The organism is Nonomuraea sp. NPDC004702 (assembly GCF_053601695.1).
Genome location: NZ_JBSGCE010000031.1, coordinates 80,125 through 101,609, shown reverse-complemented (window position 1 = coordinate 101,609; position 21,485 = coordinate 80,125). Strand labels below are relative to the sequence as shown.

The following is a 21,485-nucleotide window of genomic DNA, read 5'->3' as shown; positions in this document are numbered from 1 at the left end:
TTACCTCCAAACACAACCTTCGCGAACGGGAGATTCCCCCCATGGGTCCCTACCTCCTCGGCCTGCGGCTTTCCGGCCGCCGGGTGCTCGTCGTGGGCGGCGGCCGCGTCGCGCAGCGGCGCGTCCCCGCGCTGCTCGAGGCCGGTGCGGAGGTCACCGTGGTGTCCCCGGCGGTCACCCCGGCCCTCGACGACCTGATCGCCACGGGCCGGGTCACCTGGCACGCACGGCCGTACGAGGTGGGCGACTGCGACGGCGCCTGGCTCGTGCAGGCGTGCACCGACGTCAGGTCCGTCAACGCCGCGGTCGCCGCCGAGGCCGAGGCCAAGCGGGTGTGGTGCGTGCGCGCCGACGACCGCGACGCCTCCGCCGCCTGGACCCCGGCCGCCGGCCGGGTCGACGAGATCAGCGTGGCCGTCACCGCGGGCGGCGACCCGCGCCGGGCCGCGGGCATCCGCGACGCGGTCGTCGGCGCGCTGCGTGACGGCACGGTCGACGCCCGCCGCAACCGCACCAAGCCCGTCGGCGTGGCCCTGGTCGGCGGCGGCCCCGGCGACCCCGGCCTGATCACCGTGCGCGGGCGGCAGCTCCTCGCCCAGGCCGACGTCGTGGTGGCCGACCGGCTCGCGCCCCGGGCGCTGCTCGACGAGCTCGCCCCCGACGTGGAGCTGATCGACGCCGCCAAGGTGCCCTACGGCAGGTCGCTGTCCCAGGAGAAGATCAACGAGCTGCTGGTCGACCGGGCCAGGCAGGGCAAGTTCGTCGTCCGGCTCAAGGGCGGCGACCCGTTCGTGTTCGGGCGCGGCGGCGAGGAGATGATCGCCTGCGCCCAGGCCGGCATCCCCGTGCTCGTCGTCCCCGGCATCACCAGCGCCGTCGCGGTCCCGGCCGCGGCCGGGGTGCCGGTGACGCATCGAGGCGTGAGCCAGGAGTTCCACGTCGTCTCCGTGCACGTCGCGCCCGACCATCCGGCCTCCACCGTCGACTGGCCCGCCCTGGCCCGATCCCAGGGCACGCTGGTGCTCATGATGGCCGTCGAACGGCTGCCGAAGGTGGCCGAGGCGCTGCTTCGAGACGGACGTGCGCCGGAGACTCCCGTAATGGTGGTACAGGACGGTACCCTTCCGACCCAGCGGGCGGTAATCGCACCGCTTTCCACCGTGGCCGACCGCGTGTCCGCGGCTGGGATACGGCCTCCGGCGATCGTCATCGTCGGCGACGTCGTGCGGGTCGGCCAGGAGGTCGAGATGGTTCGAGCGGAGCGCTTGCCGTGAACACCGCCATGGATGACGGGCGGCACGAGTCGCTGGGGGAGCAGACGTTGAGCTTCCGCCCGGTGACGGACGACGACCTGCCCGATTCCCGGCCCCCCGCGCCTTCGCCACCCGCCGCTCCCGCGAGTCCGCCGCCTGCCTCTCCTGCAGGCCCGCCGTCTGCGGCCCCCTCCGGCCCGCCGTCTGCGGCTGCCGCGGGGTCGCCGTCTGTGCCTTCCTCCGGTCCGCCGTCTGTGGCTCCCGCGGGCTCGCCGCCCGCCTCTCCCGCGGGGCCGCCGTCTGTGGCTTCCTCGGGCTCGTCTTCTGCGGCTTCCGGGGGGCCGTCGGCCTCGGGAGAGCCGTCGTCCTCCGCTGCCCGGCCATCGCTCTTCCAGCCGTCGGCGCGCGCCGACGAGCCCGTCCTCCCTCGGCGGCCCATCGCTCCGCGGCTCCCGGCCGCTTCGCAGGAGCCCTCCGCCGGTACGGACGAGCCCGGCCCGTCCACGGGGCCCAGCCTCTTCACGCCGTCCCGTCCGGCCGACCGTCCGAGCCTGTTCACCCCGGCCCGTGCCGCCGACCCGCGTGAGGGGAACGAGACGCGTCCGAGGCCCGCCGCCTTCTGGGAACGAGCCGTCCAGGAACCGGACACCGCCCCGTCCCCGGAGACCGAGCCGACGCCCGCGTCCCCGAACGCCACCGCCGCCGACAGCGGAGAAGCGCCTTCCGACGCAGAACAGGCGCCGCCCCCGGCGGCCGCCACCCCTGACGCCGACGCCGACGCCGACAACTCTGCTCATGCCGATGCCGGCTCGGAGGGCGACGACGTTCCCCGGCCAGATGACGCCCCCGCTCCTGAAGCCGACGCGGCGCCCTCTGCGGAAGGCGACGGCGACCCCAGCGAGGCGATGGACGCTGACGACAACCGCGCCGGCGCCGTCGCCGACGCCGTCGCCGACGCCGACCCCAGCGACACCGCCACCTCCGTGGCCACCGACACCACCACCGGCTTCGACGCCTTCTCACCGGCCTCCGATGTCCCCGCCGGCGCCGATTACCCCACCGACCCGGGAGACCTGGCGGAGGAGGAACTCGACTCCGAGGCCGACGCCGACGACGTCAGGTCCACCGTAGAGACCGATGACGCCGAAGCGGCCGCCGACGACCGCTCCGACGCCGTAGGCAACAGCGGCGAGACCGTCCCCAACACCGACCCGAACACCGACCCGAACACCGACCCGAACACCGAGGCGGACACCGACACGGGTGCCACCGCCCAGATCGACGCCGAATCCGACGACCCCACCGACACCACCCCGGACACCGACGCTGGCCTGGACACCGACGCGGATGCCGTCATCCAGGCGAACGCCGAAACCGACGCCGACGCCGACGACCACTCCGAAGCGGACACCGACACCGCCCCGGACATCCACCCCAACGCGGATGCCCTCGTCCAGGCGAACGCCGAAACCGAAGTCGAAACCGACGACCTCTCCGACGCGGACGCCGACAGCGACGCCGACGCGAACGCCGACGCGAACGCCGACGCGAACGCCGACGCGAACGCCGACGCCGAGGGCGACGCAGACACCGACGGCGACGCTGACGTTGAGGGCGACGCTGACGCTGAGGGCGACGCTGACGTTGAGGGCGACGCTGACGCTGAGGGCGACGCGGAGACCGACGCCGTAGCGGAGCCGGAAGGCGCGCCGGAGGAAGGGCCGCGGGTCGAGGAGTTGCCGGCCGAGGTCGTCGAGGCGATGACGTCGGCGCTGAGCGCGTTGCGCGAAAGCGTGTCCGACCTGCGCTTCAGCCTCGACCTGCCGGGAGCCGAGGAGGCCAGGCAGGCGCGGGCCGACCTGCTGGCCCAGCTGGAGAACTACGTCCTGCCCAGGGTGCGCACCAACACGGCCCCCGCGCTGATCGTGATCGCCGGCTCCACCGGCGCGGGCAAGTCCACCCTGGTCAACTCCCTCGCCGAGCGGAACGTCTCCCGCACCGGAGTGCGCCGCCCGACCACCGGCACCCCCATCCTGGCCTGCCACCCCGACGACAGGAAGTGGTTCGCGGAGGGCGAGCTGCTCAGCGGCCTCGAACGGCTGGACCGGCCCTCGCCCGACAGCGGGACGAGCGGCCTGGTCGTCGTGACGACCGAGAAGCTTCCGCAGGGCGTCGCGCTGCTGGACACCCCCGACATCGACTCGGTCGTCGAGGAGCACCAAGAGATCGCCCACCGCATGCTCGACGCCGCCGACCTGTGGATCTTCGTGACCACCGCCGCCCGCTACGCCGACGCGCCCGCCTGGAGCCTCCTGCGCCTGGCCAAGGAGCGCGGCGCCCGCCTGGCCATCGTGTTGTCGCGGGTGCAGCCCCGGTCGGCCGACGTCGTGCTCAAGCATTTCGTCCGCATGCTGACCGAATACGGTCTGGGCGACATCGACCGGTTCGTGATCCACGAGGCCACGGTGACCGACGGCAGGCTGCCCGACAGCGAGGTCACCGACCTGCGCATGTGGCTGGCCGAGCTCTCGGTCGACGAGGCGCGCCGGGCGCAGGCCGTGCAGGAGACCCTGAACGGCGTGCTCAACAGCTTCCGCACCCGCGTGCCCGCGCTGGCCAGGCATCTGGAGGGTCAGGCGGCGTTCCGTGCCGAGCTGCGCAGCGACGTCGAGGCCGCCTACCTGGGCGCGCTGGCCGAGATCGACAAGGCGTCCAAGAACGGCTCGCTGCTGCACGGCGAGGTGCTGGCCCGCTGGCAGGACTTCGCGGGCTCCGGCGACCTCATGCGCTCGCTGCAGTTCGGCAAGAGCGGCAAGGCGGGCAGGCAGACGCCCGAGCGGGTGACGGCGTTCAAGGCGGCGATCCGGGCCGGGCTGGAGTCGGTGATCGTCGCCGCGGCCAACCGCGCCGCCGAGGAGGTGGTCGCGCGCTGGCGGCACCGTTCGGAGCTGGGCGCCAAGCTCGCCGACGGGCTCGACCGCCCGTCGGACAACCTGCTGCGGCACGCCGGGCGCGCCATCGCGTCCTGGCAGGACCACCTGAACGAGCTCGTACGCACCGAGGGCGTGACCAAGCGCTCGGTGTCCAAGCTCGTCTCGTTCGATCCCGACGCGCTCTCCCTGATCTTCACGGTCGCCATGTTCAGCGGCGGCGACGGGTCGGGCGTGCCGCACCGGCTCGTCAACGCCCTGCTCGGCGCGGAGTCGCTGCGCGGCATCGGCGCCAAGGCGCTCAGTGACCTGCGAGCCAGGATCGGCATGCTGTTCGACGAGGAATCCATGCGTTACGTACACGCTCTCGACTCGGCGGGCATCCCGGACGAGTCCGTCGCGACCCGCCTCTACCAGGCGACGTACAACCTTGAGGTCGCCCGATGACGACGACCACGCCCCCGAGGGCGGGCCTCGCGCCCAGGTTGTCCGCGCTCAACAAGGTGGTGGAGCTCGGTCCCGGGCGGCTCGACCAGAAACTGCTCACCGAGGCCGGCGCGCTGCTGACGCGGGCCGGCGACCGGCTCAAGCTGTCGTCCGAGCACACCGTGGTCGCCCTCGCGGGCGGCACCGGCAGCGGCAAGTCGTCCCTGTTCAACGCCATTTCGGGGCTTGAGCTGTCGCCCACCGGCGTACGCCGTCCGACGACGGCCCGTACCCACGCCTGCGTGTGGGGGCTGGAGGGCTCGGCGCCGCTGCTCGACTGGCTGCAGATCCAGCCGCGCCACCGCTTCTCCCGTACCAGCGCGCTCGACAAGGGCGACAGCCAGCTCCACGGGCTGATCCTGCTCGACCTGCCCGACCACGACTCGATCCGGGCGCTCAGCGACAACGAGGCCGACCGGCTCATCGGGCTGGCCGACCTGGTGGTGTGGGTGCTCGACCCGCAGAAGTACGCCGACGCCTCCACCCACCGGCGCTACGTGACCGAGCTGGCCGGGCACGACGCGGTGACCGTGTTCGCGCTCAACCAGGCCGACAGGCTCTCCGCGGCGGAGCTGGCCGAGCTGGTCATCGACCTCAACGACCTGCTGCGCCGGGAAGGCGTCGAGCATCCCAGCGTCGTACCGACCTCGGCCGTCACCGGGCGCGGCGTCGAGAGCCTCAAGAGCGTGATCGCGACCGCCGTCGGCCGCCGCCGCGCCGCCGTCCAGAAGCTGGAGGCCGACCTCCAGCGGATGGAGCAGCGGCTCGGCGAGGCCATGCCGCTCGGCGACGCGCTGCTCGTGCCGTCGTCGGTCGACGAGGCGCGCAGGATGGGGCTCACCGATGCGCTCTGCGATGCGATCGGCGTCCCCGCCGTCGGCGAGGCCATGGAGAACGTCTACGCCGAGCGTTCCAGCCAGTGGGTCGGCTGGCCCTATCCGCGGTGGTTCGCCAAGTTCCGTCCGGATCCGTTGAAGAGCCTGCGTCTCGAAGACGTCGGCGACGAGATCCGGGGCATCACGACCGGCTCGGTGAGCGCGCATTCCGCCGAGGTGGCCAACGCCGTGCAGGCGCTCACCGACGGGCTGTCGGCCGGGATGGACCCGGTGTGGCGGACCGCGGTGCAACAGGCCGCGCGCTCGCACGCGTCCCGGCTGCCGAAGGCGCTGACCGAGGAGCTCACGGAGGTGGCGCCGCGCCTCGACCGGGTGCCCGGCTGGTGGCGGCTGCTCAAGGTCTGGCAGTACCTGCTGGTGGTGGCGTTCGTGGCCGGGGTGGTGTGGCTGGTGGCCGGGCTCACCGTGCCCGCACAGCTGCCCGCGACCCTGCAACTGGTCGGCGACGGCGCGGCGCTGCCGTGGGTGGCGCTCATGATGGCCTCCGTCCTGGGGCTGGGCGCGTTGTCGGGCATCGCCTCGCGCAACTTCGTGGAGCTGGGGGCCTCGCGGGAGCGGGAACGTCTGGAGCGGGAGATGCGCCGCAGGGTGGCGACGGTGTCGGCGAAGATGGTGGTGGAGCCGGTCGAACGCGAGCTCGGCCGCCACCACGCCTTCTACACGGCCCTGCGCGACCTCTCGGGCTGATCCCCTCTTCTCGTACGCTTCCTGCACGACCGGCCGTCATCCACAGCCGATCCTGCCTCGCCGTCCCTCATCCACAGAACGGCGTTCGCCCCCGCCCCACCCGGCCTGCTTCAGGCACCGTGTTCCCAGGTCGCGGGCAGTCCGCCCGCCGCATGGGAGGCACGGATGAACGACATCTACATCACGCTCACCGGAAACGTCGCAGCAGAGCCACGGCAGTACAGCTTCGACGACGGCACCAGGGTCACGTCGCTGAAGGTGTTCACCTCGCACCGCTACTTCGACAGGAAGACCGGGCAATGGACCGACGGTGAGCGCGTCTGCTTCACGGTCCGCTGCTGGCGTGCGCTGGGCGACAACGTCGCCGACTGCGTACGGGCGGGGCAGCCCGTCGTCGTGTCCGGCAAGCTCCGCATCCGCGAGTTCGGCGCGGAAGGCGACCGCCGGTTCATGCCGGAGATCGAGGCCAGCGCGGTCGGGCACGACCTGCGCTGGGGCACCGGCGTCTTCACCAAGCCGGAGCGCGGGGGCGGCCTGGGCTCGATGACCAAGGAGATGCGCGAACGCCTCGACGAGGAGACCCAGGACTGGGCGATGGGCACCAAGCCCGTCCGTCCGTCTTCCCTCCACCCGTCCGCCGACCCGTCGGTCCCCGCGACCGCCGACGCACCCCGAAGCGCACCCGCGCAGCCTCACGACGACGAGGCCGGGCCGGACGCCGACCTCACGACGCTGGGCATAGCGGCCACCGACCCCCACGCCGCCCGCCCGCAACCGAGCGCACGTCCCGAGCCCCACCCGGACACCGCCGCGGATGACGACACCACTCCTGGCCCGGTCACACCAGAGCAGCCGGGCCGCGGTTCGTCAGCCAAGGCCGCCACGGTCCGCGTCCTGGGCGCGTCCAGCAAGCCCCGGACGAAGACACAGACACCGGAGAAGGCCGCGGCCTGACACCATCGCCACCTGACGGCTGAGCACCTGCACCAGTGGATGCTTCCGCCGTGACGGACACGTGGCCGCTGCCCACGGGGGCGGGTGTCTTCATGCCGACCCACGCAACCGGCCATGAAGACACCCGCCCCAACCCGGCCGGCCCACTCGCCTCGACGCTCCCACAACCACACCCACCAGGCGCGCCCACATCGAGGACGCAGTGGGCGGCCGATCAAGCGAAAAGCCCGCCCCCGGCACAGCGCCCGACCCGCCGGCTGCTCATCCACCTGCACGGACTACTCGCGGGCTGCGACCTCTCTGGACGGGTTGCCCGTTGTCTGTATGGGCTCCTTAACCGCCTGACCGGGGCACCCACGTAACTACCAATCCACCCAAGGGGGCGCGTGCATGCGGAGGCGCACTGGCCCGGTTCGCCTCACGGTGATCCCCCACGGGTAACTACGCCCGGAGGCGCGCTGCCCAGGTGCGGGTTGGTGCCGCTTGCCTCCTGGCGGTGCTCTGGTTCGGGGACGCGCAGGCGTCGAGACGGACGGCATCGCGTGAAGGACATACAGCGTCCTCAGGCGGTGACGCGACGCGCGTGCGGGCAACGGCGGGCAAGCGCGACGTGACGGCAGTCGTATGTGTGATGCACTCCTTGATTGCGTAGGCCCAGACGCGCTGGTCATCGAGTTCCTCGACGGACCGGATGAAGGAGTGGTACGACCGATGGTTCACCGGCCATCGGTCGGGGGGAAAGCGATCGGGGCGGAGGGCAGCAGCCGATGGGTCGGCGCCCGCGCAGGGGACGGCCAAGGGGAGGGGGAGGGGCATCGGCTGATGGCCCCGATGTCACCCCGAAGGGGGTCGATGGGGTGTTTGTCCGTGTCAGATACCTAGAGCATGGGTCATGTCCAGGTCACGCCCCGCACCATGGTTGCTCCTTTCCGGCACTGCCCGCTCGCGGAGTGAGCAGGCGTGGTCGTTTCAACGTAGCGGTTCCCATCGCATAACGCACACTCCGCAATTATTGTGTTACACATCGTTAGTCAGGGAGGAGACGAGATGGCGGCGACCAGTCACGCCACGATCAAGTCTCGCGACGGTGTGTCAAGAATGGCCGGTCGTTGGCCATTGCTCGGGCAACGGCGCCCGCTTGTGGCGTATCTGTGCGCCATTGTCGCCCTAGATGCCGTCGCGATCACCTTGTTCACGAGATCTACCGATTTCCACTGGCCGGATTTGCTGACCTTTGCCGCTCTCATGGCGTGCGGTGCGGTCTGCATCGAGGCCAGCAGGCGTCTGGGCATGCCCGCCGGGGTCTCGCGTGACCTGTTGTCGGCCTGGTGGCTGCCGGTCGCCCTGCTCCTGCCGCCGGTCTACGCCCTCTTTGCGCCGATCGTGCTGCAGATCCTTCTGCAGGTGCGCGTGCGCGCCACAGTTCTCTACCGTCGGGTGTTCAGCTCGGCGGCCATCGGTCTGGCCGGCTGCACGGCGTCGGTCGCCTTCCACTGGGTCGTCCCCGACCCCTGGGTGCTGACGCGGGGGAGTGGGCCGCCGATCGCTTACGCGGTTGCGGCCGCCGTGCTGTTCTCCCTGCTCAACATCGGTCTCATCGCGGTCGCGGCGCACACGTCCGATCCTGAGGGGTCGTGGCAGGAGGTGTTGTGGAACCGGGAGAGCGTCCTGCTGGACGTCGTCGAGCTGTGTCTCGGGGTCACGGTCTCGATCGGGTGCGGGCTCAACCTGGCTCTGCTGGTGCTCGCGTTGCCGCCGGTCGTCCTGCTGCAACGCAGTCTGTTGCATGCGCAGTTGCAGGCCGCCGCCCGTACCGACTCGAAGACCGGGCTGCTCAACGCGGCCGCCTGGCAGCGGGAGGCCGACACCGAGATCCTTCGGGCGCGTCGCAGCGGTGACACCCTGGCGTTGCTGATCATCGACATCGACCACTTCAAGCGGGTGAACGACGCCCACGGGCATCTGGTCGGCGACGAGGTGCTGGCCGGGGTGGCGGCCATGTTGCGCAGGGAGTTGCGGGAGTCCGACGTGGTGGGGCGGTTCGGGGGCGAGGAGTTCGTCGTCCTGCTGCCGGGGGCGGACGTCGACGAGGCGCGGCAGGTCGCCGAGCGACTTCGTACGCACATCGGGCACATGGCCATCCCGGTGGACGATGCTCTGATCCGGATCACGATCTCGGTCGGGGTCGCGTTGATGTGTGTGCACGGCGACGATCTGATCGACCTGCTGGCCGCCGCCGACCTGGCTCTCTATCGGGCCAAGGAGCTGGGCCGGGACCGTGTCTGCATCCCCGTCGTCCAGCCGCCGCAACCGCCGTCGCCCGAGGAACAAGCCGTGTGACGTGTCGTCGCGCACGCCGTGTGGTGCGCGGTGGGATGTGCGGGGAATGCGGGCAGGCGCCTGAGGGACGGATGGGTCAGGGGCCTGCCCTCGGGTTGTGGCCCGTGCGCCTCGGGCGTCAGGGCGTGGTGACGCCGTCGCAGGTGACGAGCCGGACGGCGGGAGCCGAGACGATCTGGATGTGGGGTACGCCGGGGACCTCGACGTTGAGATACCCGCCCTCGATGGCGAACCGCACTCCTTCCACGGCCGACACCCGGCGGCCCTCGGAGTTCGTCAGCGTGTAGCCGTCGAGGAGTTCGACGGTGCCGTTTCTCCAGGTGGGGTTCATGCCTGCACCTCCGGGAAGTCCAGCTCGGGCTGGGCGAGGTGGTTGAAGTAGTTGGACAAGGTGTTCAGGGCGATGTGGCCCACGATCTCGGCGAGCTCCGCGTCCGAGACGCCGGCGGCCCGTGCGGCGTCCAGGTCCGCGTCGCTCACCGTGCCGCCCGTGTGCATGATCGCCTGAGTGATCGCCAGGACGGCGGCCGCGTGCGGCTCGTCGTCCGCGCCCTGGCGGGCCTTGAGCAGTTCCTCGTCGGACATGCCCATACGGCGTCCGCGCATGGTGTGGGCGCTCACGCAGTACGTGCAGTGGTTCTCCTGGGCGACCAGCAGGGCGATCTGCTCCCTCAGTCTCGGGGTGAGGACGCCCGAGCCGAGGTGTTCGCGCATCGCGAGGTAGCCGGCCAGGGCGGCTGGGCCGTTGGCGAGGGCGGCGTACAGGTTGGGGACCTTGCCGAGCTGGCGGCGGGTCTGGTCGAGCAGACCGTCATTGTCTTCTGTCAGTTGTGGAAGGCGGGGCATGAGGTCTCCAAAACGGTACTGATCGGTTCCATCTGGGCAAGACGATACCGAACGGTTCCGTTTTAGGGAAGTTCGGGATAGCTTGGCGGTATGCCCACACGTGCACGTGAACGACTGCTCGACGCCGCCGAGGACCTCTTCTACGCGGAGGGGATCAGAGCGGTGGGCGTCGAGCGGATCCTGAGTGTCTCGGGGGTGGGCCGCGCCTCCTTCTACCGGCACTTCCCGAGCAAGGACGACCTGGTCGTGGCCGTACTGCGGCGACGGGACGAGCGGTGGCGGGCCTGGCTGGCCGAACGCGTGGAGGCTCTGGGCGGCCATCCGCTGGACGTCTTCGACGCCCTGGCCGAACGGTTCGCGCGGGCGGATTTCCGTGGGTGCGCCTTCATCAACACCATGATCGAGACGGCGGATCCGGACAGTGCGGCACATCGGGTGGCGGCCGAGCACAAGGATCGCGTGCGGGCGTACATCTCGGGGTTGATCGAGCGCGACGGTCGTCGCGCCGATGCCGCCGAGCTGGCGCACCTGTTCGTCCTGCTGGTGGACGGTGCCATCGTCACGGCGGTACGTGAGCGCTCGACCCACCCGGCACAACGGGCACGAGCCGCAGCCGCCGCCCTCCTCGCACCGGCGCGGACCATCGCGGGGACCACCGCAGGGGCCGAGACTTCTGGGGCCGCGACCTAGGAAGCCGTGGTGGACGCGGCCGTGGTGAAGGGGGCCGTGGTGAAGGGGGCCGTGGTGAAGGGGGCCGTGGTGAAGGGGCCGTGCTGGAGGCGGCCGTGGTGGAGGGGCCCTGGCAAAGGGGCATGGCGGCGGAGGCCGTGACCAGAGGGCCATGGAGGGGCGTGATGGCGATCCTGGTCGGCTGAGGTCGGGGCGAACGGCGTCCGTCCCCAAGGTGGGCTCGCGGCCTGGGGTGTCATGGGTGATTCAGCGTGCGAGGGCGGCAAGGGGCGGCTCCGGGACGTCACGGCGTTCGGGGGAGGTGGGGTTGGAGGGGTGGGGGTGCAGGGGCGAGCGGGGACGGGCGGAGGTGAAAGGGGCTGGGCGGCGGAAGCCTGCGTGTGCAGCCTCTAAGCTAGGGAGCATGCCGGAGTACATCTACACGCTGCAGCGCGTGCGCAAGGCGCACGGCGACAAGGTTGTCCTTGACGACGTCACGCTGTCGTTCCTGCCCGGAGCCAAGATCGGTGTCCTGGGGCCGAACGGCACCGGGAAGTCGACGCTGCTCCGGATGATGGCCGGCCTGGAGCAGCCGTCCAATGGCGACGCCAAGCTGATGCCGGGCTTCACGGTCGGCATGCTCCAGCAGGAGCCGCCGCTCAACGAGGAAAAGACCGTTCTGGGCAATGTGCAGGAGGGTGTCGCCGAGACGATGGCGATGCTTGAGCGCTACAACCAGATCGCCGAGCAGATGGCCACCGACTACAGCGACGAACTGCTGGAGGAGATGGGCAAGCTCCAGGACCAGCTGGAGCACCGCAACGCGTGGGACCTCGACAGCCAGCTGGAGCAGGCGATGGACGCCCTGCGCTGCCCGCCGCCCGACGCCGAGGTGAGCAAGCTGTCCGGTGGTGAGCGCCGCCGCGTGGCGCTGTGCAAGCTGCTGCTTGAGGCCCCCGACCTGCTGCTGCTCGACGAGCCCACCAACCACCTCGACGCCGAGAGCGTGCAGTGGCTGGAGTCGCACCTGGAGAAGTACGCCGGCACGGTGCTGGCCGTCACCCACGACCGGTACTTCCTGGACAACGTCGCCAACTGGATCCTGGAGCTCGACCGCGGTCGCTGCTACCCCTACGAGGGCAACTACTCCACCTACCTCGACATGAAGGCCCAGCGCCTCAAGGTCGAGGGCCAGAAGGACGCCAAGCGCAAGAAGCGCCTGGAGGACGAGCTGGAGTGGGTGCGCTCCAACCCCAAGGCCCGCCAGACCAAGAGCAAGGCCCGTCTCCAGCGGTACGAGGAGATGGCCGCCGAGGCCGACAAGTTCCGCAAGCTGGACTTCGAGGAGATCCAGATCCCGCCGGGCCCGCGTCTGGGCACCACGGTGATCAAGTCGGACCAGCTCACCAAGGGCTTCGGCGACCGCCTGCTGATGGAGAGCCTGACGTTCGACCTGCCGCGTAACGGCATCGTCGGCGTCATCGGCCCCAACGGCGTCGGCAAGACCACGCTGTTCCGCATGATCACGGGTGGGGAGACGCCGGACGCGGGGTCGATCACGGTCGGCGACACCGTGAAGATCTCCTACGCCGACCAGAGCCGGGGCGGCATCGACCCGAACAAGAACGTCTGGGAGGTCGTCTCCGACGGGCTCGATCACATCAAGGTCGGCAACGTCGAGATGCCGTCGCGGGCCTACATCGCGGCGTTCGGGTTCAAGGGGCCCGACCAGCAGAAGAAGGCGGGGGTGCTGTCGGGCGGCGAGCGTAACCGGCTCAACCTGGCGCTCACCCTCAAGCAGGGCGGCAACGTGCTGCTGCTCGACGAGCCGACCAACGACCTCGACACCGAGACGTTGTCGTCGCTGGAGAACGCGCTGCTCGACTTCCCGGGCTGCGCCGTGATCACCTCGCACGACCGGTGGTTCCTCGACCGCATCGCCACCCACATCCTCGCGTGGGAGGAAGGCTCGAACTGGTTCTGGTTCGAGGGCAACTTCGCCGACTACGAGAAGAACAAGATCGAGCGTCTCGGCGCCGACGCGGCCCGTCCCCACCGGGTGACGTACCGGAAGCTGCACCGGGACTGACGCACACGTCTTGTCCTGGCGCCGGGACGGACGGGCACGTCCCGTCCCGGCACCGGGGCGAGCGTCTCACTCCTGCGACGAGCGGCGGGCCCCTTCGGGGGCGCGCCGCTTTCGCGTGTTCCGACAGGGCTGATCAGTGTTCGGGCTCGGTTGGGACGGTTCGGTGTTCGGGCTGGGTTGGGACGGTTCGGTGTTCGGCCCCGGTTTGGGACGGTTCGGTGTTCGGGCTCGGGCGGGATGGATCGGTGTTCGGCCCCGGTTTGGGACGGTTCAGTGTTCGGGCTCGGGGGGGATGGGTCAGCTTTCGGCCTCGGTGAGGGCGACCTGGACGGGGGTGGGGGCGGGGCGTCGCCAAGGACCGTTGAACAGCAGGATCGCGGGGACGAACAGCACGAGGCAGCCCAGCGCCACGAACAGCCACGTCTGCCAGCTCGTGGCCGCCACGACGTGCGGGATGACCAGCAGCCCGACCACCGCGATCGCCTTGCTCAGGAAGCCGAACAGCCCCCAGGCCGTGCCCTGCAGGCGCGGGTCGGCGTCCTCGGCGTCCTCGGAGTAGTTGGCCATCCAGGGGGCGTAGGCGACGCCGAGTGAGCCGCCGAGCAGGGCGCCGACCACCATGAGCGTGCCGGTGGAGACGCCTTCCTGGCCGAGCGCGACGGCGAGGTAGGCGGTGACCAGCACCGCGGCGATCGTCCCGGCGAGCGAGAAGGGCTTGCGCAGCTGCAGGCGGTCCGACAGGCGGCCGGTGACGATCAGCGTGACCAGGTTCAGGCTCCAGAACGCGGCCATGATCGTGGACGCCTGCGCGCTGCTGATGCCGAGCGCGCCCACCAGCATCGTCTGGCCGAACAGCGACAGCGTGATGTAGAGGACCAGCCAGAGCGAGATGCCGACGACGTGGGCCCAGATGTTGCGCCGAGCGAACAACGACCGGACGGTGGGCGGACGCCGCAGGTCGACGACCTCCTCGGCGGCCCGTTCGGTGTGCTGGATCCTGGCCCGCAGCTCGGGGGACAGGTCGGCGATGTTGAACGCGATGACCGCGGAGATCACCAGCGAGAAGCAGCCCATGATGACGAACTGGGACCGCCACGACTCGTCGAAGATCGGCAGTGTCCAGCCGGCGACGGCGGCGGCCAGGAAGTTCGCGCCCACCGGGCCCCACGTCCAGAACCCGAACGCCTGCGCCCGTCCGAGCCGTGGCGAGAAGTCGCGGATCAGCGGCGCGGTGGAGGCCATGGCGACGCCGTCCACGAAGGCCAGCAGGATGCGGGCGATCAGCAGGTCGCGCGGGCTGTGCACGAGCGTCATGGCGAAGCAGCACACGGCGGTGAGGGCCATGAGCGGGATGAGCAGGCGGACCCGGCCGACCCGGTCGGTGAGCCGCCCGCCCAGGATGGAGGCCACGGCACCGGCCACCGCGGCCGCCCCCGACACCGCGCCGTACGTGGCCAGGGACATGTTCAGATCTTTGAGCAGCAGGGGTACGACGGGCGCGATCTGCCCTTCGTAGGAGCCGATGAGGATGGCCAGGACGGCCATGGTGAGGATCTTCATCCGGCGGGCGCCGGTCGGGTACTCGTCGAGCTCGCGGACGTAGGACAGCCTCATGACAAGCCTTTCTGTCGAGCCTAGGCCCCCCGCCATGAGTTCTAGAAGCTAGCTCTAGAATCCATTTCTGAGATGCTGCTCCTCGCATCGGCCGGCGTCAAGAGTGCGTGCCCGGTATCAGATGATTAGAATCAAATTCTAGGATTCGTTCGTAGTGAGGAGCCGGGCGTGGACCTGGAACTTGACGGCCTCGACGTGACCTTCGACCACACGGCCGTGGCCGCTCCCCGGATCAGGGACCTGCTGCCGATCTACCGCGACCTGCTCGGCGGTCGCCATCTGGGCGGCGGCGGGGACAACCGGATCAGCGGGTACCGCACGCTGCAGCTCACCTACTCCAACGGGAGCAAGATCGAGCTCATGGAGCCGCTGACCGGGTCCACGTTCTTCGACAGCTTCTTCGAGCTGACGCGGGGGCGGGGCGGCGTCCATCATCTGAACTTCCACGTCGGGGACATGGACGCGGCCGTCGCCCGGCTCACCGGGCGCGGCTACCGGCTGCACGGGCTCAACAGGGCCGACGTGCGCTGGCAGGAGGTGTTCCTGCACCCCAAGGAGGCGCACGGCGTGCTCATCCAGCTCGCCTGCCCGGGGTTCCGTGATCCGGACGAGGCCCGCCCGACGCTGGAGGAGGTGCTGGCGGGACGCGGCCGCAACGGCGACGGCATCCCCAGCCCCTGAGCCACGGAGGCTTCCCCGGAACCGAACTCAGCTCTAGAGTGCGATTCTAGAACTAGAGTAGGGAGGCCCATGAAACCGGCACCGAAGCCAACGCCCGAGACCCAGCCGTTCTGGGACGGCACGGCCGCGGGAGAGCTCAGGATCCAGCGCTGCCAGACGTGCGCGCGGCACTACTTCTACCCCCGGCCGAGCTGCCCCCACTGCGGCGGCGGCGACGTGGAGTGGGTGCGCGCGACGGGCCGCGCGACCCTGTACTCGTACGTGATCAACCATCGTCCCGCGCCCGGTTTCGAGGACGGCGGGCCCTACGCCATCGCCGTCGTGGAGCTGGAGGAGGGCGTGCGGATGATGACCAACATCGTCGGCGTGCCCAACACCCCTGAGAACCTGCCGCTGGACATGGAGCTGCGGGTGGTGTTCGAGCGGCGCGGCGACGTGCACGTGCCGCTCTTCGAGCCCGCGGAGGGCGCCCGATGAACATCGTGATCGCCGGGGCGGCCGAGACCGACGAGATCGGCCGCCTGCCGGACCGCTCCACCTTCCAGCTCCACCTGGAGGCCGCGCGCAACGCCCTCGCCGACGCGGGCATGACGAAACACGACATCGACGGCATCGCCACGGTCGGCACGCCCGGCCCGATCCAGGTGGCCCACGCCCTCGGCATCACGCCCTCCTGGCTCGACGGCACGGGCGTGGGCGGGTCGTCGTTCCTGTTCCACGTACGGCACGCGGCCGCCGCCATCCGGGCCGGGCTGTGCCGTACCGTGCTGATCACGCACGGCGAGTCGGGACGGTCGCGCGTCGGCGCCGGCCGGTGGGGGCTGGGCGCGGACTCGCTGCTCGGGCAGTTCGAGCTGCCGTACGGGGTGGTCGGGCCGCCGACGTCGTTCACCGTCACGGCGCTGCGCCACATGAAGGAGACCGGCCTCACCCACGAGCAGCTGGCCGAGGTGGCGGTCGCGCAGCGCCGCTGGGCCTCCAGGAACCCGCGGGCCATGTACCGCGACCTGATCACGGTCGAGGACGTGCTCGCGTCGAAGCTCGTCGCCTACCCCTTCCACCTGCTGGAATGCTGCCTGGTGACGGACGGCGGCGGCGCGCTGGTCGTCACCTCCGAGGAGTTGTCGCGCCGCCCGCCGGTGTACCTGCTCGGCTCCGGCGAGGCCATGGACGCGCCGATGGTCTCGCAGATGGAGGACTTCACCACCTCCAAGGGCTTCCGCCTGTCCGGCCGGGCCGCCTTCGCCGAGGCCGGGATCTCCCACGACGACGTCGACCACCTGATGGTGTACGACGCCTTCGCCCACGTGCCCGTCTACGGCCTGGAGGACCTGGGCTTCGTCGGGCGGGGCGAGGCGGGGGCGTTCATCGCCGAGGGGCACACCTCGCCCGGCGGCCGGCTGCCGATGAACACCAACGGCGGCGGCCTGTCCTACACGCACACCGGCATGTACGGCATGTTCGCCATCCAGGAGTCGGTGCGGCAGCTCCGGGGCGAGGCCGCGGCCCAGGTGCCGGACGTGGAGGTGAGCGTGGTGCTGGGCAACGGCGGCATGTTCGCCTCCGCCGCCACCCTCGTCCTGGCCTCCCGGTTGCCCTAGGTTCCGCGCACGGCCGTCCGGGCAGGCGAGCCCGGACGGGCCGATGGAACGGGATGGAACGGAATGGAACGCCTCTCCATCGGAAGCGGAAGATCCTGAGAAGAGGAGACGGCGATGCCGAAGTTCATGGACGTGCACAGTGGTTTCGTCGGTGTCACCGAGGAGCAGTTGCGCGAGGCCCACGAGCGGGACCTGGCGGTCGAGGGGGCCGAGGGTGTGCACTTCGAGCGGGCCTGGCTCGACCCGGACTCGGGCAAGGTGTTCTGCCTGTCGTCGGGGCCGTCGAAGGAGGCGGTGATGCGGGTGCACGAGAAGGCCGGCCATCCCACGACGGAGATCTACGAGCTGCCCGTCGAGGTCGAGTAGCCACGACCCGGCCACCGGACCGGTGACGGCCGCCCGCGCTGCTGCGGACGCGGGCGGCCGCCACCGAGACGCCCCGACCCACGACGCCCCGGTGGCGCGAGGTCGCGAAAAAACCGCCCAGACGGGCGAGGTCGCAAAAGACCGCCCAGGCGGGCGAGGGCGGGAAAAACCGTCCGGGCGGGCGCGTCGGGCGGCGGGCCGCGCGCGAGGGCCGTACTAGATTCGTCGGGTGAGCACGGGAGCCGCGCGCGGGGTGGGGCGGTTCGTCAACGGCGAGTCGGTCTACGGGACCATCCTGACGGCCGGCGTCGTCTCCGGGCTCTCGCACTGGATCGCCGACCCGGCCGAGCTGCTGGCGACCGCGATCGGCACGGTCATCGTGTTCTGGATCGCGCACGCGTTCGCCGAGATCGTCGGCGACCGGTCGCCGGACGTGCGCAAGGCGGTGCGGGGCGCGGTGACGCGGTCCACGGGCATGTTGTGGGGGCTGGTCCCGCTCACGGTGATCCTGTGCGTGGCGATGACCGGCGTGATGTCCGTGGACGCGTCGGTGTACCTGGAGATCGGCGTGTCGGTCGTCCTGCTCACCGTGCTCGGCTTCTTCGCGGCGGCGCCCAAGACCGACCGGCTCTGGATCCGGCTGCTCTGCGGAGCCGGCTCGGGCGCCCTGGGAGCCGTGATGATCCTGCTGAAGAGCCTTGACCATTGAGCAAGGGCGCCCGAGCCGCCAGGTCAGGAGGGCGGCGGGCGCCAGGTGATGAGCGCGTCCAGGGCCTCGACGCGGGAGCCGGTGACCAGGAGCGGGTTGATCTCCAGGGACTCCAGGTCGTCGCCCAGGCTCTCGGCGAACGCGGCGATCCCGGCCACCACGTCGGCCACCGCGTCCAGGTCGGCGGGCTCGGTGCCCCTGGCGCCGTCCAGCAGGGCCGCGCCGCGCAGCTCGGACAGGGCCCGGCGGACCTCGCCGGCGTCCACCGGCAGCACGCGCAGGGCCGCGTCCCGCAGCACCTCCACCCAGACGCCGCCGAGCCCGACCGCCAGGGTGAGCCCCCAGGCCGGGTCGCGCACCACGCCCGCCAGCAGCTCGATGCCGCCGCCGCGCTGCGGCTGGACCAGGACGCCCGCGTCGGGGGCGTGCGCCCGCGCCGCGGCCACCACCTCCCGGTACGCCTGCCGCACCTCCTCCGGGCCGGACAACCCGAGCCGCACCCCGCCGATGTCGCTCTTGTGCCCGAGCCCTTCGGCGGCGGCCTTGAGCACCACGGGGTAGCCGAACCGCTCGGCCGCGGCCACCGCCGCCGCCTCGTCCGCCGCGGTCTCGGACGGCACCACAGGCAGCCCCGCGGCGGCGAGCAGGGCGGCGGCCCGGTGCTCGGCCCACACGCCGTGCGCACCCTCGGGCGCGCCTCCGAATGCTTCCCCGAATGCGTCCCCGGATGCGCCGGTGACCGCCGCCCGCCCGGCCGGGCCGCCGCCGGTCAGGGCCCTGCGGTGGGCCTCCGACCAGCGCACCGCCGCGCCGAGCGCGGTCAGGCCGTGCTCGATCCCGCCCATGACGTACGGGAACCCGGTCTCCCGCTGCACCTGCCGCCCGAACTCCGTGACGTCGGTCAGCACGTTGCTCACCACCACGACCGGCACCGGCGACTCGGCGATGCGCCGCGCGCTGGCCTCGTACATGGCCAGGACGGGCGCGGGGTCCGCGGGGGCGATCCTGGGCGGTTCGGACAGCAGCATGACCAGGTCGATGCCGGGATCGGCGGTCACCGTCTCCAGGGCGCGGCCGAGCAGGGTGCGGTCGACGAGGACGTAGCCGGTGACGTCGAGCGGGTTCTGCACGGTGCCGAACGACGGCACGATCCCGGCCAGCTTCTCGACCGTCGCCGCGGAGAAGGGCGGCAGCTCCAGGCTCTCGTCCTCGGCCCGGTCCGCGATGATCTCGGACGCGCCGCCGGACGGGGTGACGACGCCCACCCGGCGGCCGGGCAGCGGGCCGGTGGCGGCCAGCAGCCCGGAGGTGATGATGAGGTCCTCCAGCGAGCGCACCCTGATCACGCCGAGCTGGCGCATGGCGGCGTCGATGACGTCGTCGTCGCCCACGAGCGCGCCCGTGTGGGCCTGCGCGGTGTGCGAGGCGAGCCGGCTGCGGCCGATCTTGAGCGCGACGATCGGCTTGCCCGCCTCCAGTGCCCGGCGGGCGACCCGGGAGAACTCGGCCGGGTTCCTGATCGTCTCCAGGAACAGGGCGATGACCCGGGTCGCCGGGTCGTCCACGAGGTAGTCGACGACGTCGGTGACCGTGACGACCGACTCGTTGCCCATCGAGGTCAGCAGGCTGACGCCGACGTTGCGGGCCTGGGCGAAGCCGAGCACCGAGCTGGCCAGCGCGCCGCTCTGCAGCACCACGCCGACCGACCCGCGCAGCAGCGGCTCGGGGATGGGCAGCCCGTACGGGGTCACGTCGGCGGCGGCGTTGATGTAGCCGTTGCCGTTCGGCCCGAGGATGGTCAGGCCGTTCTCGCGGGCGAACCCGGCGATCTCCGCCTCCAGCCGCGCGCCCTCCGCGCCGGCCTCCCCGAACCCCGCCGTGAGGATGACGTAGCAGCCGATCCCCAGCTTGGCGCCCTCCTTCAGCACGCCGAGCACGGCGGCCGTCGGCACCATGACGTAGGCCAGGTCGACGGGGGAGGGGAGCTCGGTCAGGCTGCGGAAGGCCGGCGATCCGTGCACCACCCCGCCCCTGGGGTTGACCAGGTGGACGGGCCCGGAGAAGCCGTGGGTGCGCAGGTTCAGCAGCGTGCTGACCGACCAGCCCGACTTGTCCGTGGCCCCCACCAGGGCGATCGAGCGCGGGTTGAACAGTGCCTCGACCGACATGGACTACTCTCCGATCAGGCCGAGCCTGGCGTGGCCCTTGATGAGGTTGCGGGCGATCGTGCGGCGCTGGATCTCGTCGGTGCCCTCGAAGATGCGCAGCAGGCGCAGCTCCCGGTACCACCGCTCGACCGGCAGCTCCTTGGTGTATCCCATGCCGCCGTGGATCTGCAGCACCCGGTCCACGACCTGGTTGGCCATCACGGCGCCGTTGAGCTTGGCGATGGAGGAGGCGTGCCGGGCGTCCATGCCCTGCTGCACCTGCCAGGCCGCGTGGAGGGTGAGCCACTTGGCCGCCTCGATCTCCACCTGGGAGTCGGCGATCATCCACTGGATGGCCTGGTACTCCGAGATCGTCTGCCCCATCGACTTGCGGATCTTGGCGTAGTCGATGGCCATCTGGAGCATGCGCTCGGCGGAGCCGATGGCACGGGCCGGGATCATGTACCGTCCTTGCCCGATCCACTGCATGGCAAGCTCGAAGCCCTTGCCGAGCTCGCCCAGGATGTTCTCCTCGGGCACCCGCACGTCCTGGAACACCAGCGCGGCCGGCCCCCACTCGCCCATGGTCGGGATGGGCTCGGACGTCCAGCCCATGTCCCGGTCGACCAGGAAGCACGTCACGCCGTGGCCCTCGGCCACCGCGAACACCATGACGAAGTCGGCCTCGCTGCCGCCGGTGATGAACGTCTTCTCGCCGTTGATCACCCACTCGGCGCCGTCGCGGGTGGCGCGGGTGCGGATGTTGCGGGCGTCGGAGCCGGCGCCCGGCTCGGTGATCGCGAAGCAGGACCGCCGTTCGCCCTCGATGGTGGGGACGAGGTAGCGCTGCTTCTGCTCGTCGGTGCCGGCGTAGAGGATGTTGTCGGCGCTGCCGCCGAAGGAGAAGGGCACGAACGTGCGGCCCATCTCCATGGCGATGATCGCGGACATGATCGGGCCGAGCGCCGCGCCGCCGTACTCCTCGGGGGTGTTGATGCCCCAGAAGCCCGACTTCCTGGCCTTGGCGCGCAGGTCGCGCACGACCTCGGGATCGAGCCCCGGACGCCCTTCGCGCTCGTTGCGCAGGACCTCCGGCTCCAGCGGCATGATCTCTTTCTCGATGAAGGCACGCACGGTGTCGCGGATCTGCCGTTCCTCCGGGCTGAGCGAGAAGTCCACGGCCGCCTCCTGAATTTCTAGAATCATTCTCTAGTACG

General features: G+C 71.0%; 17 protein-coding genes. 12 read left to right on the top strand and 5 right to left on the bottom strand.

The annotated features are described in order from the left end of the window. The first annotated feature begins 41 nt into the window (after positions 1-41). The 5 genes from cobA to ACWEJ6_RS32280 all read left to right on the top strand — a co-directional run bounded on the left by cobA (position 42) and on the right by ACWEJ6_RS32280 (position 9,546). Positions 42-1,274 (top strand): uroporphyrinogen-III C-methyltransferase, encoded by a 1,233-nt coding sequence (gene cobA, locus ACWEJ6_RS32300; protein WP_387678946.1) that lies wholly within the window; start codon positions 42-44, stop codon positions 1,272-1,274. An 884-nt stretch (positions 1,275-2,158) separates the two neighbouring features. Further along, a complete protein-coding gene (locus ACWEJ6_RS32295) occupies positions 2,159-4,630 on the top strand; it encodes a dynamin family protein (protein WP_452428703.1) in 2,472 nt (823 codons plus the stop codon). Then, entirely contained in the window at positions 4,627-6,252 is a 1,626-nt protein-coding gene (locus tag ACWEJ6_RS32290; protein WP_358294787.1) for a YfjP family GTPase, read from the top strand. Before ACWEJ6_RS32295 ends, ACWEJ6_RS32290 begins: the two co-directional genes overlap by 4 nt. Positions 6,253-6,417: 165 nt before the next feature. After that, entirely contained in the window at positions 6,418-7,206 is a 789-nt protein-coding gene (locus tag ACWEJ6_RS32285; RefSeq protein ID WP_452428701.1) for a single-stranded DNA-binding protein, read from the top strand. Between the two features lie 1,047 nt (positions 7,207-8,253). Continuing rightward, positions 8,254-9,546 carry a GGDEF domain-containing protein gene (locus ACWEJ6_RS32280; RefSeq protein ID WP_397210377.1) on the top strand — a complete coding sequence of 431 codons (1,293 nt, stop codon included), beginning with the start codon at positions 8,254-8,256 and terminating at the stop codon, positions 9,544-9,546. A 118-nt stretch (positions 9,547-9,664) separates the two neighbouring features. Here the strand turns inward: ACWEJ6_RS32280 and ACWEJ6_RS32275 are convergent, their stop codons facing one another. Together ACWEJ6_RS32275 and ACWEJ6_RS32270 are read right to left on the bottom strand one after the other, a co-directional pair. Then, positions 9,665-9,877 carry a hypothetical protein gene (locus ACWEJ6_RS32275; RefSeq protein WP_397161766.1) on the bottom strand — a complete coding sequence of 71 codons (213 nt, stop codon included), beginning with the start codon at positions 9,875-9,877 and terminating at the stop codon, positions 9,665-9,667. Continuing rightward, on the bottom strand, positions 9,874-10,392 hold the full coding sequence (locus ACWEJ6_RS32270) for a carboxymuconolactone decarboxylase family protein (protein ID WP_452428698.1): 519 nt from the start codon (positions 10,390-10,392) through the stop codon (positions 9,874-9,876). Before ACWEJ6_RS32270 ends, ACWEJ6_RS32275 begins: the two co-directional genes overlap by 4 nt. A 90-nt stretch (positions 10,393-10,482) precedes the next feature. Between ACWEJ6_RS32270 and ACWEJ6_RS32265 the strand changes: the two genes are divergently transcribed. Further along, positions 10,483-11,082 (top strand): TetR/AcrR family transcriptional regulator, encoded by a 600-nt coding sequence (locus tag ACWEJ6_RS32265; RefSeq protein WP_452428696.1) that lies wholly within the window; start codon positions 10,483-10,485, stop codon positions 11,080-11,082. A 403-nt stretch (positions 11,083-11,485) separates the two neighbouring features. Next, positions 11,486-13,150, top strand: coding sequence for an energy-dependent translational throttle protein EttA (gene ettA, locus ACWEJ6_RS32260; protein WP_358294775.1), 1,665 nt, complete (start codon positions 11,486-11,488; stop codon positions 13,148-13,150). 297 nt (positions 13,151-13,447) lie between these two features. Here the strand turns inward: ettA and ACWEJ6_RS32255 are convergent, their stop codons facing one another. Then, entirely contained in the window at positions 13,448-14,764 is a 1,317-nt protein-coding gene (locus ACWEJ6_RS32255; RefSeq protein WP_387678967.1) for an MFS transporter, read from the bottom strand. A gap of 168 nt (positions 14,765-14,932) precedes the next feature. On the opposite strand from ACWEJ6_RS32255, the gene ACWEJ6_RS32250 reads away from it, so the two are divergent. From ACWEJ6_RS32250 to ACWEJ6_RS32230, 5 genes are all read left to right on the top strand, one after another. Next, entirely contained in the window at positions 14,933-15,445 is a 513-nt protein-coding gene (locus ACWEJ6_RS32250; protein ID WP_387678970.1) for a VOC family protein, read from the top strand. A 69-nt stretch (positions 15,446-15,514) separates the two neighbouring features. After that, positions 15,515-15,922, top strand: a complete 408-nt coding sequence (locus ACWEJ6_RS32245) for a Zn-ribbon domain-containing OB-fold protein (protein ID WP_449918129.1) — start codon at positions 15,515-15,517, stop codon at positions 15,920-15,922. Continuing rightward, positions 15,919-17,046, top strand: coding sequence for a thiolase C-terminal domain-containing protein (locus ACWEJ6_RS32240; protein WP_358294767.1), 1,128 nt, complete (start codon positions 15,919-15,921; stop codon positions 17,044-17,046). The genes ACWEJ6_RS32245 and ACWEJ6_RS32240 overlap by 4 nt, the downstream gene beginning before the upstream one ends. A 114-nt stretch (positions 17,047-17,160) precedes the next feature. Further along, positions 17,161-17,412: an SCO4226 family nickel-binding protein gene (locus tag ACWEJ6_RS32235; RefSeq protein WP_452428693.1), complete on the top strand. Its 252-nt coding sequence runs from the start codon at positions 17,161-17,163 to the stop codon at positions 17,410-17,412. Between the two features lie 229 nt (positions 17,413-17,641). Continuing rightward, positions 17,642-18,121, top strand: a complete 480-nt coding sequence (locus ACWEJ6_RS32230) for a hypothetical protein (RefSeq protein WP_387678979.1) — start codon at positions 17,642-17,644, stop codon at positions 18,119-18,121. A 23-nt stretch (positions 18,122-18,144) separates the two neighbouring features. Here the strand turns inward: ACWEJ6_RS32230 and ACWEJ6_RS32225 are convergent, their stop codons facing one another. Both ACWEJ6_RS32225 and ACWEJ6_RS32220 read right to left on the bottom strand, forming a co-directional pair. Further along, a complete protein-coding gene (locus ACWEJ6_RS32225) occupies positions 18,145-20,289 on the bottom strand; it encodes an acetate--CoA ligase family protein (RefSeq protein ID WP_452428691.1) in 2,145 nt (714 codons plus the stop codon). A 3-nt stretch (positions 20,290-20,292) separates the two neighbouring features. After that, entirely contained in the window at positions 20,293-21,474 is a 1,182-nt protein-coding gene (locus ACWEJ6_RS32220; RefSeq protein ID WP_358294759.1) for an acyl-CoA dehydrogenase family protein, read from the bottom strand. Between the last annotated feature and the right edge of the window lie 11 nt (positions 21,475-21,485).

Excerpts from the sequence above, each read along its gene's own strand:
- cobA (WP_387678946.1), top strand. The coding sequence starts at position 42 with ATGGGTCCCTACCTCCTCGGCCTGCGGCTTTCCGGCCGCCGGGTGCTC.
- ACWEJ6_RS32295 (WP_452428703.1), top strand. The coding sequence starts at position 2,159 with ATGGACGCTGACGACAACCGCGCCGGCGCCGTCGCCGACGCCGTCGCC.
- ACWEJ6_RS32290 (WP_358294787.1), top strand. The coding sequence starts at position 4,627 with ATGACGACGACCACGCCCCCGAGGGCGGGCCTCGCGCCCAGGTTGTCC.
- ACWEJ6_RS32285 (WP_452428701.1), top strand. The coding sequence starts at position 6,418 with ATGAACGACATCTACATCACGCTCACCGGAAACGTCGCAGCAGAGCCA.
- ACWEJ6_RS32280 (WP_397210377.1), top strand. The coding sequence starts at position 8,254 with ATGGCGGCGACCAGTCACGCCACGATCAAGTCTCGCGACGGTGTGTCA.
- ACWEJ6_RS32275 (WP_397161766.1), bottom strand. The coding sequence starts at position 9,877 with ATGAACCCCACCTGGAGAAACGGCACCGTCGAACTCCTCGACGGCTAC.
- ACWEJ6_RS32270 (WP_452428698.1), bottom strand. The coding sequence starts at position 10,392 with ATGCCCCGCCTTCCACAACTGACAGAAGACAATGACGGTCTGCTCGAC.
- ACWEJ6_RS32265 (WP_452428696.1), top strand. The coding sequence starts at position 10,483 with ATGCCCACACGTGCACGTGAACGACTGCTCGACGCCGCCGAGGACCTC.
- ettA (WP_358294775.1), top strand. The coding sequence starts at position 11,486 with ATGCCGGAGTACATCTACACGCTGCAGCGCGTGCGCAAGGCGCACGGC.
- ACWEJ6_RS32255 (WP_387678967.1), bottom strand. The coding sequence starts at position 14,764 with ATGAGGCTGTCCTACGTCCGCGAGCTCGACGAGTACCCGACCGGCGCC.
- ACWEJ6_RS32245 (WP_449918129.1), top strand. The coding sequence starts at position 15,515 with ATGAAACCGGCACCGAAGCCAACGCCCGAGACCCAGCCGTTCTGGGAC.
- ACWEJ6_RS32240 (WP_358294767.1), top strand. The coding sequence starts at position 15,919 with ATGAACATCGTGATCGCCGGGGCGGCCGAGACCGACGAGATCGGCCGC.
- ACWEJ6_RS32235 (WP_452428693.1), top strand. The coding sequence starts at position 17,161 with ATGCCGAAGTTCATGGACGTGCACAGTGGTTTCGTCGGTGTCACCGAG.
- ACWEJ6_RS32225 (WP_452428691.1), bottom strand. The coding sequence starts at position 20,289 with ATGTCGGTCGAGGCACTGTTCAACCCGCGCTCGATCGCCCTGGTGGGG.
- ACWEJ6_RS32220 (WP_358294759.1), bottom strand. The coding sequence starts at position 21,474 with ATGATTCTAGAAATTCAGGAGGCGGCCGTGGACTTCTCGCTCAGCCCG.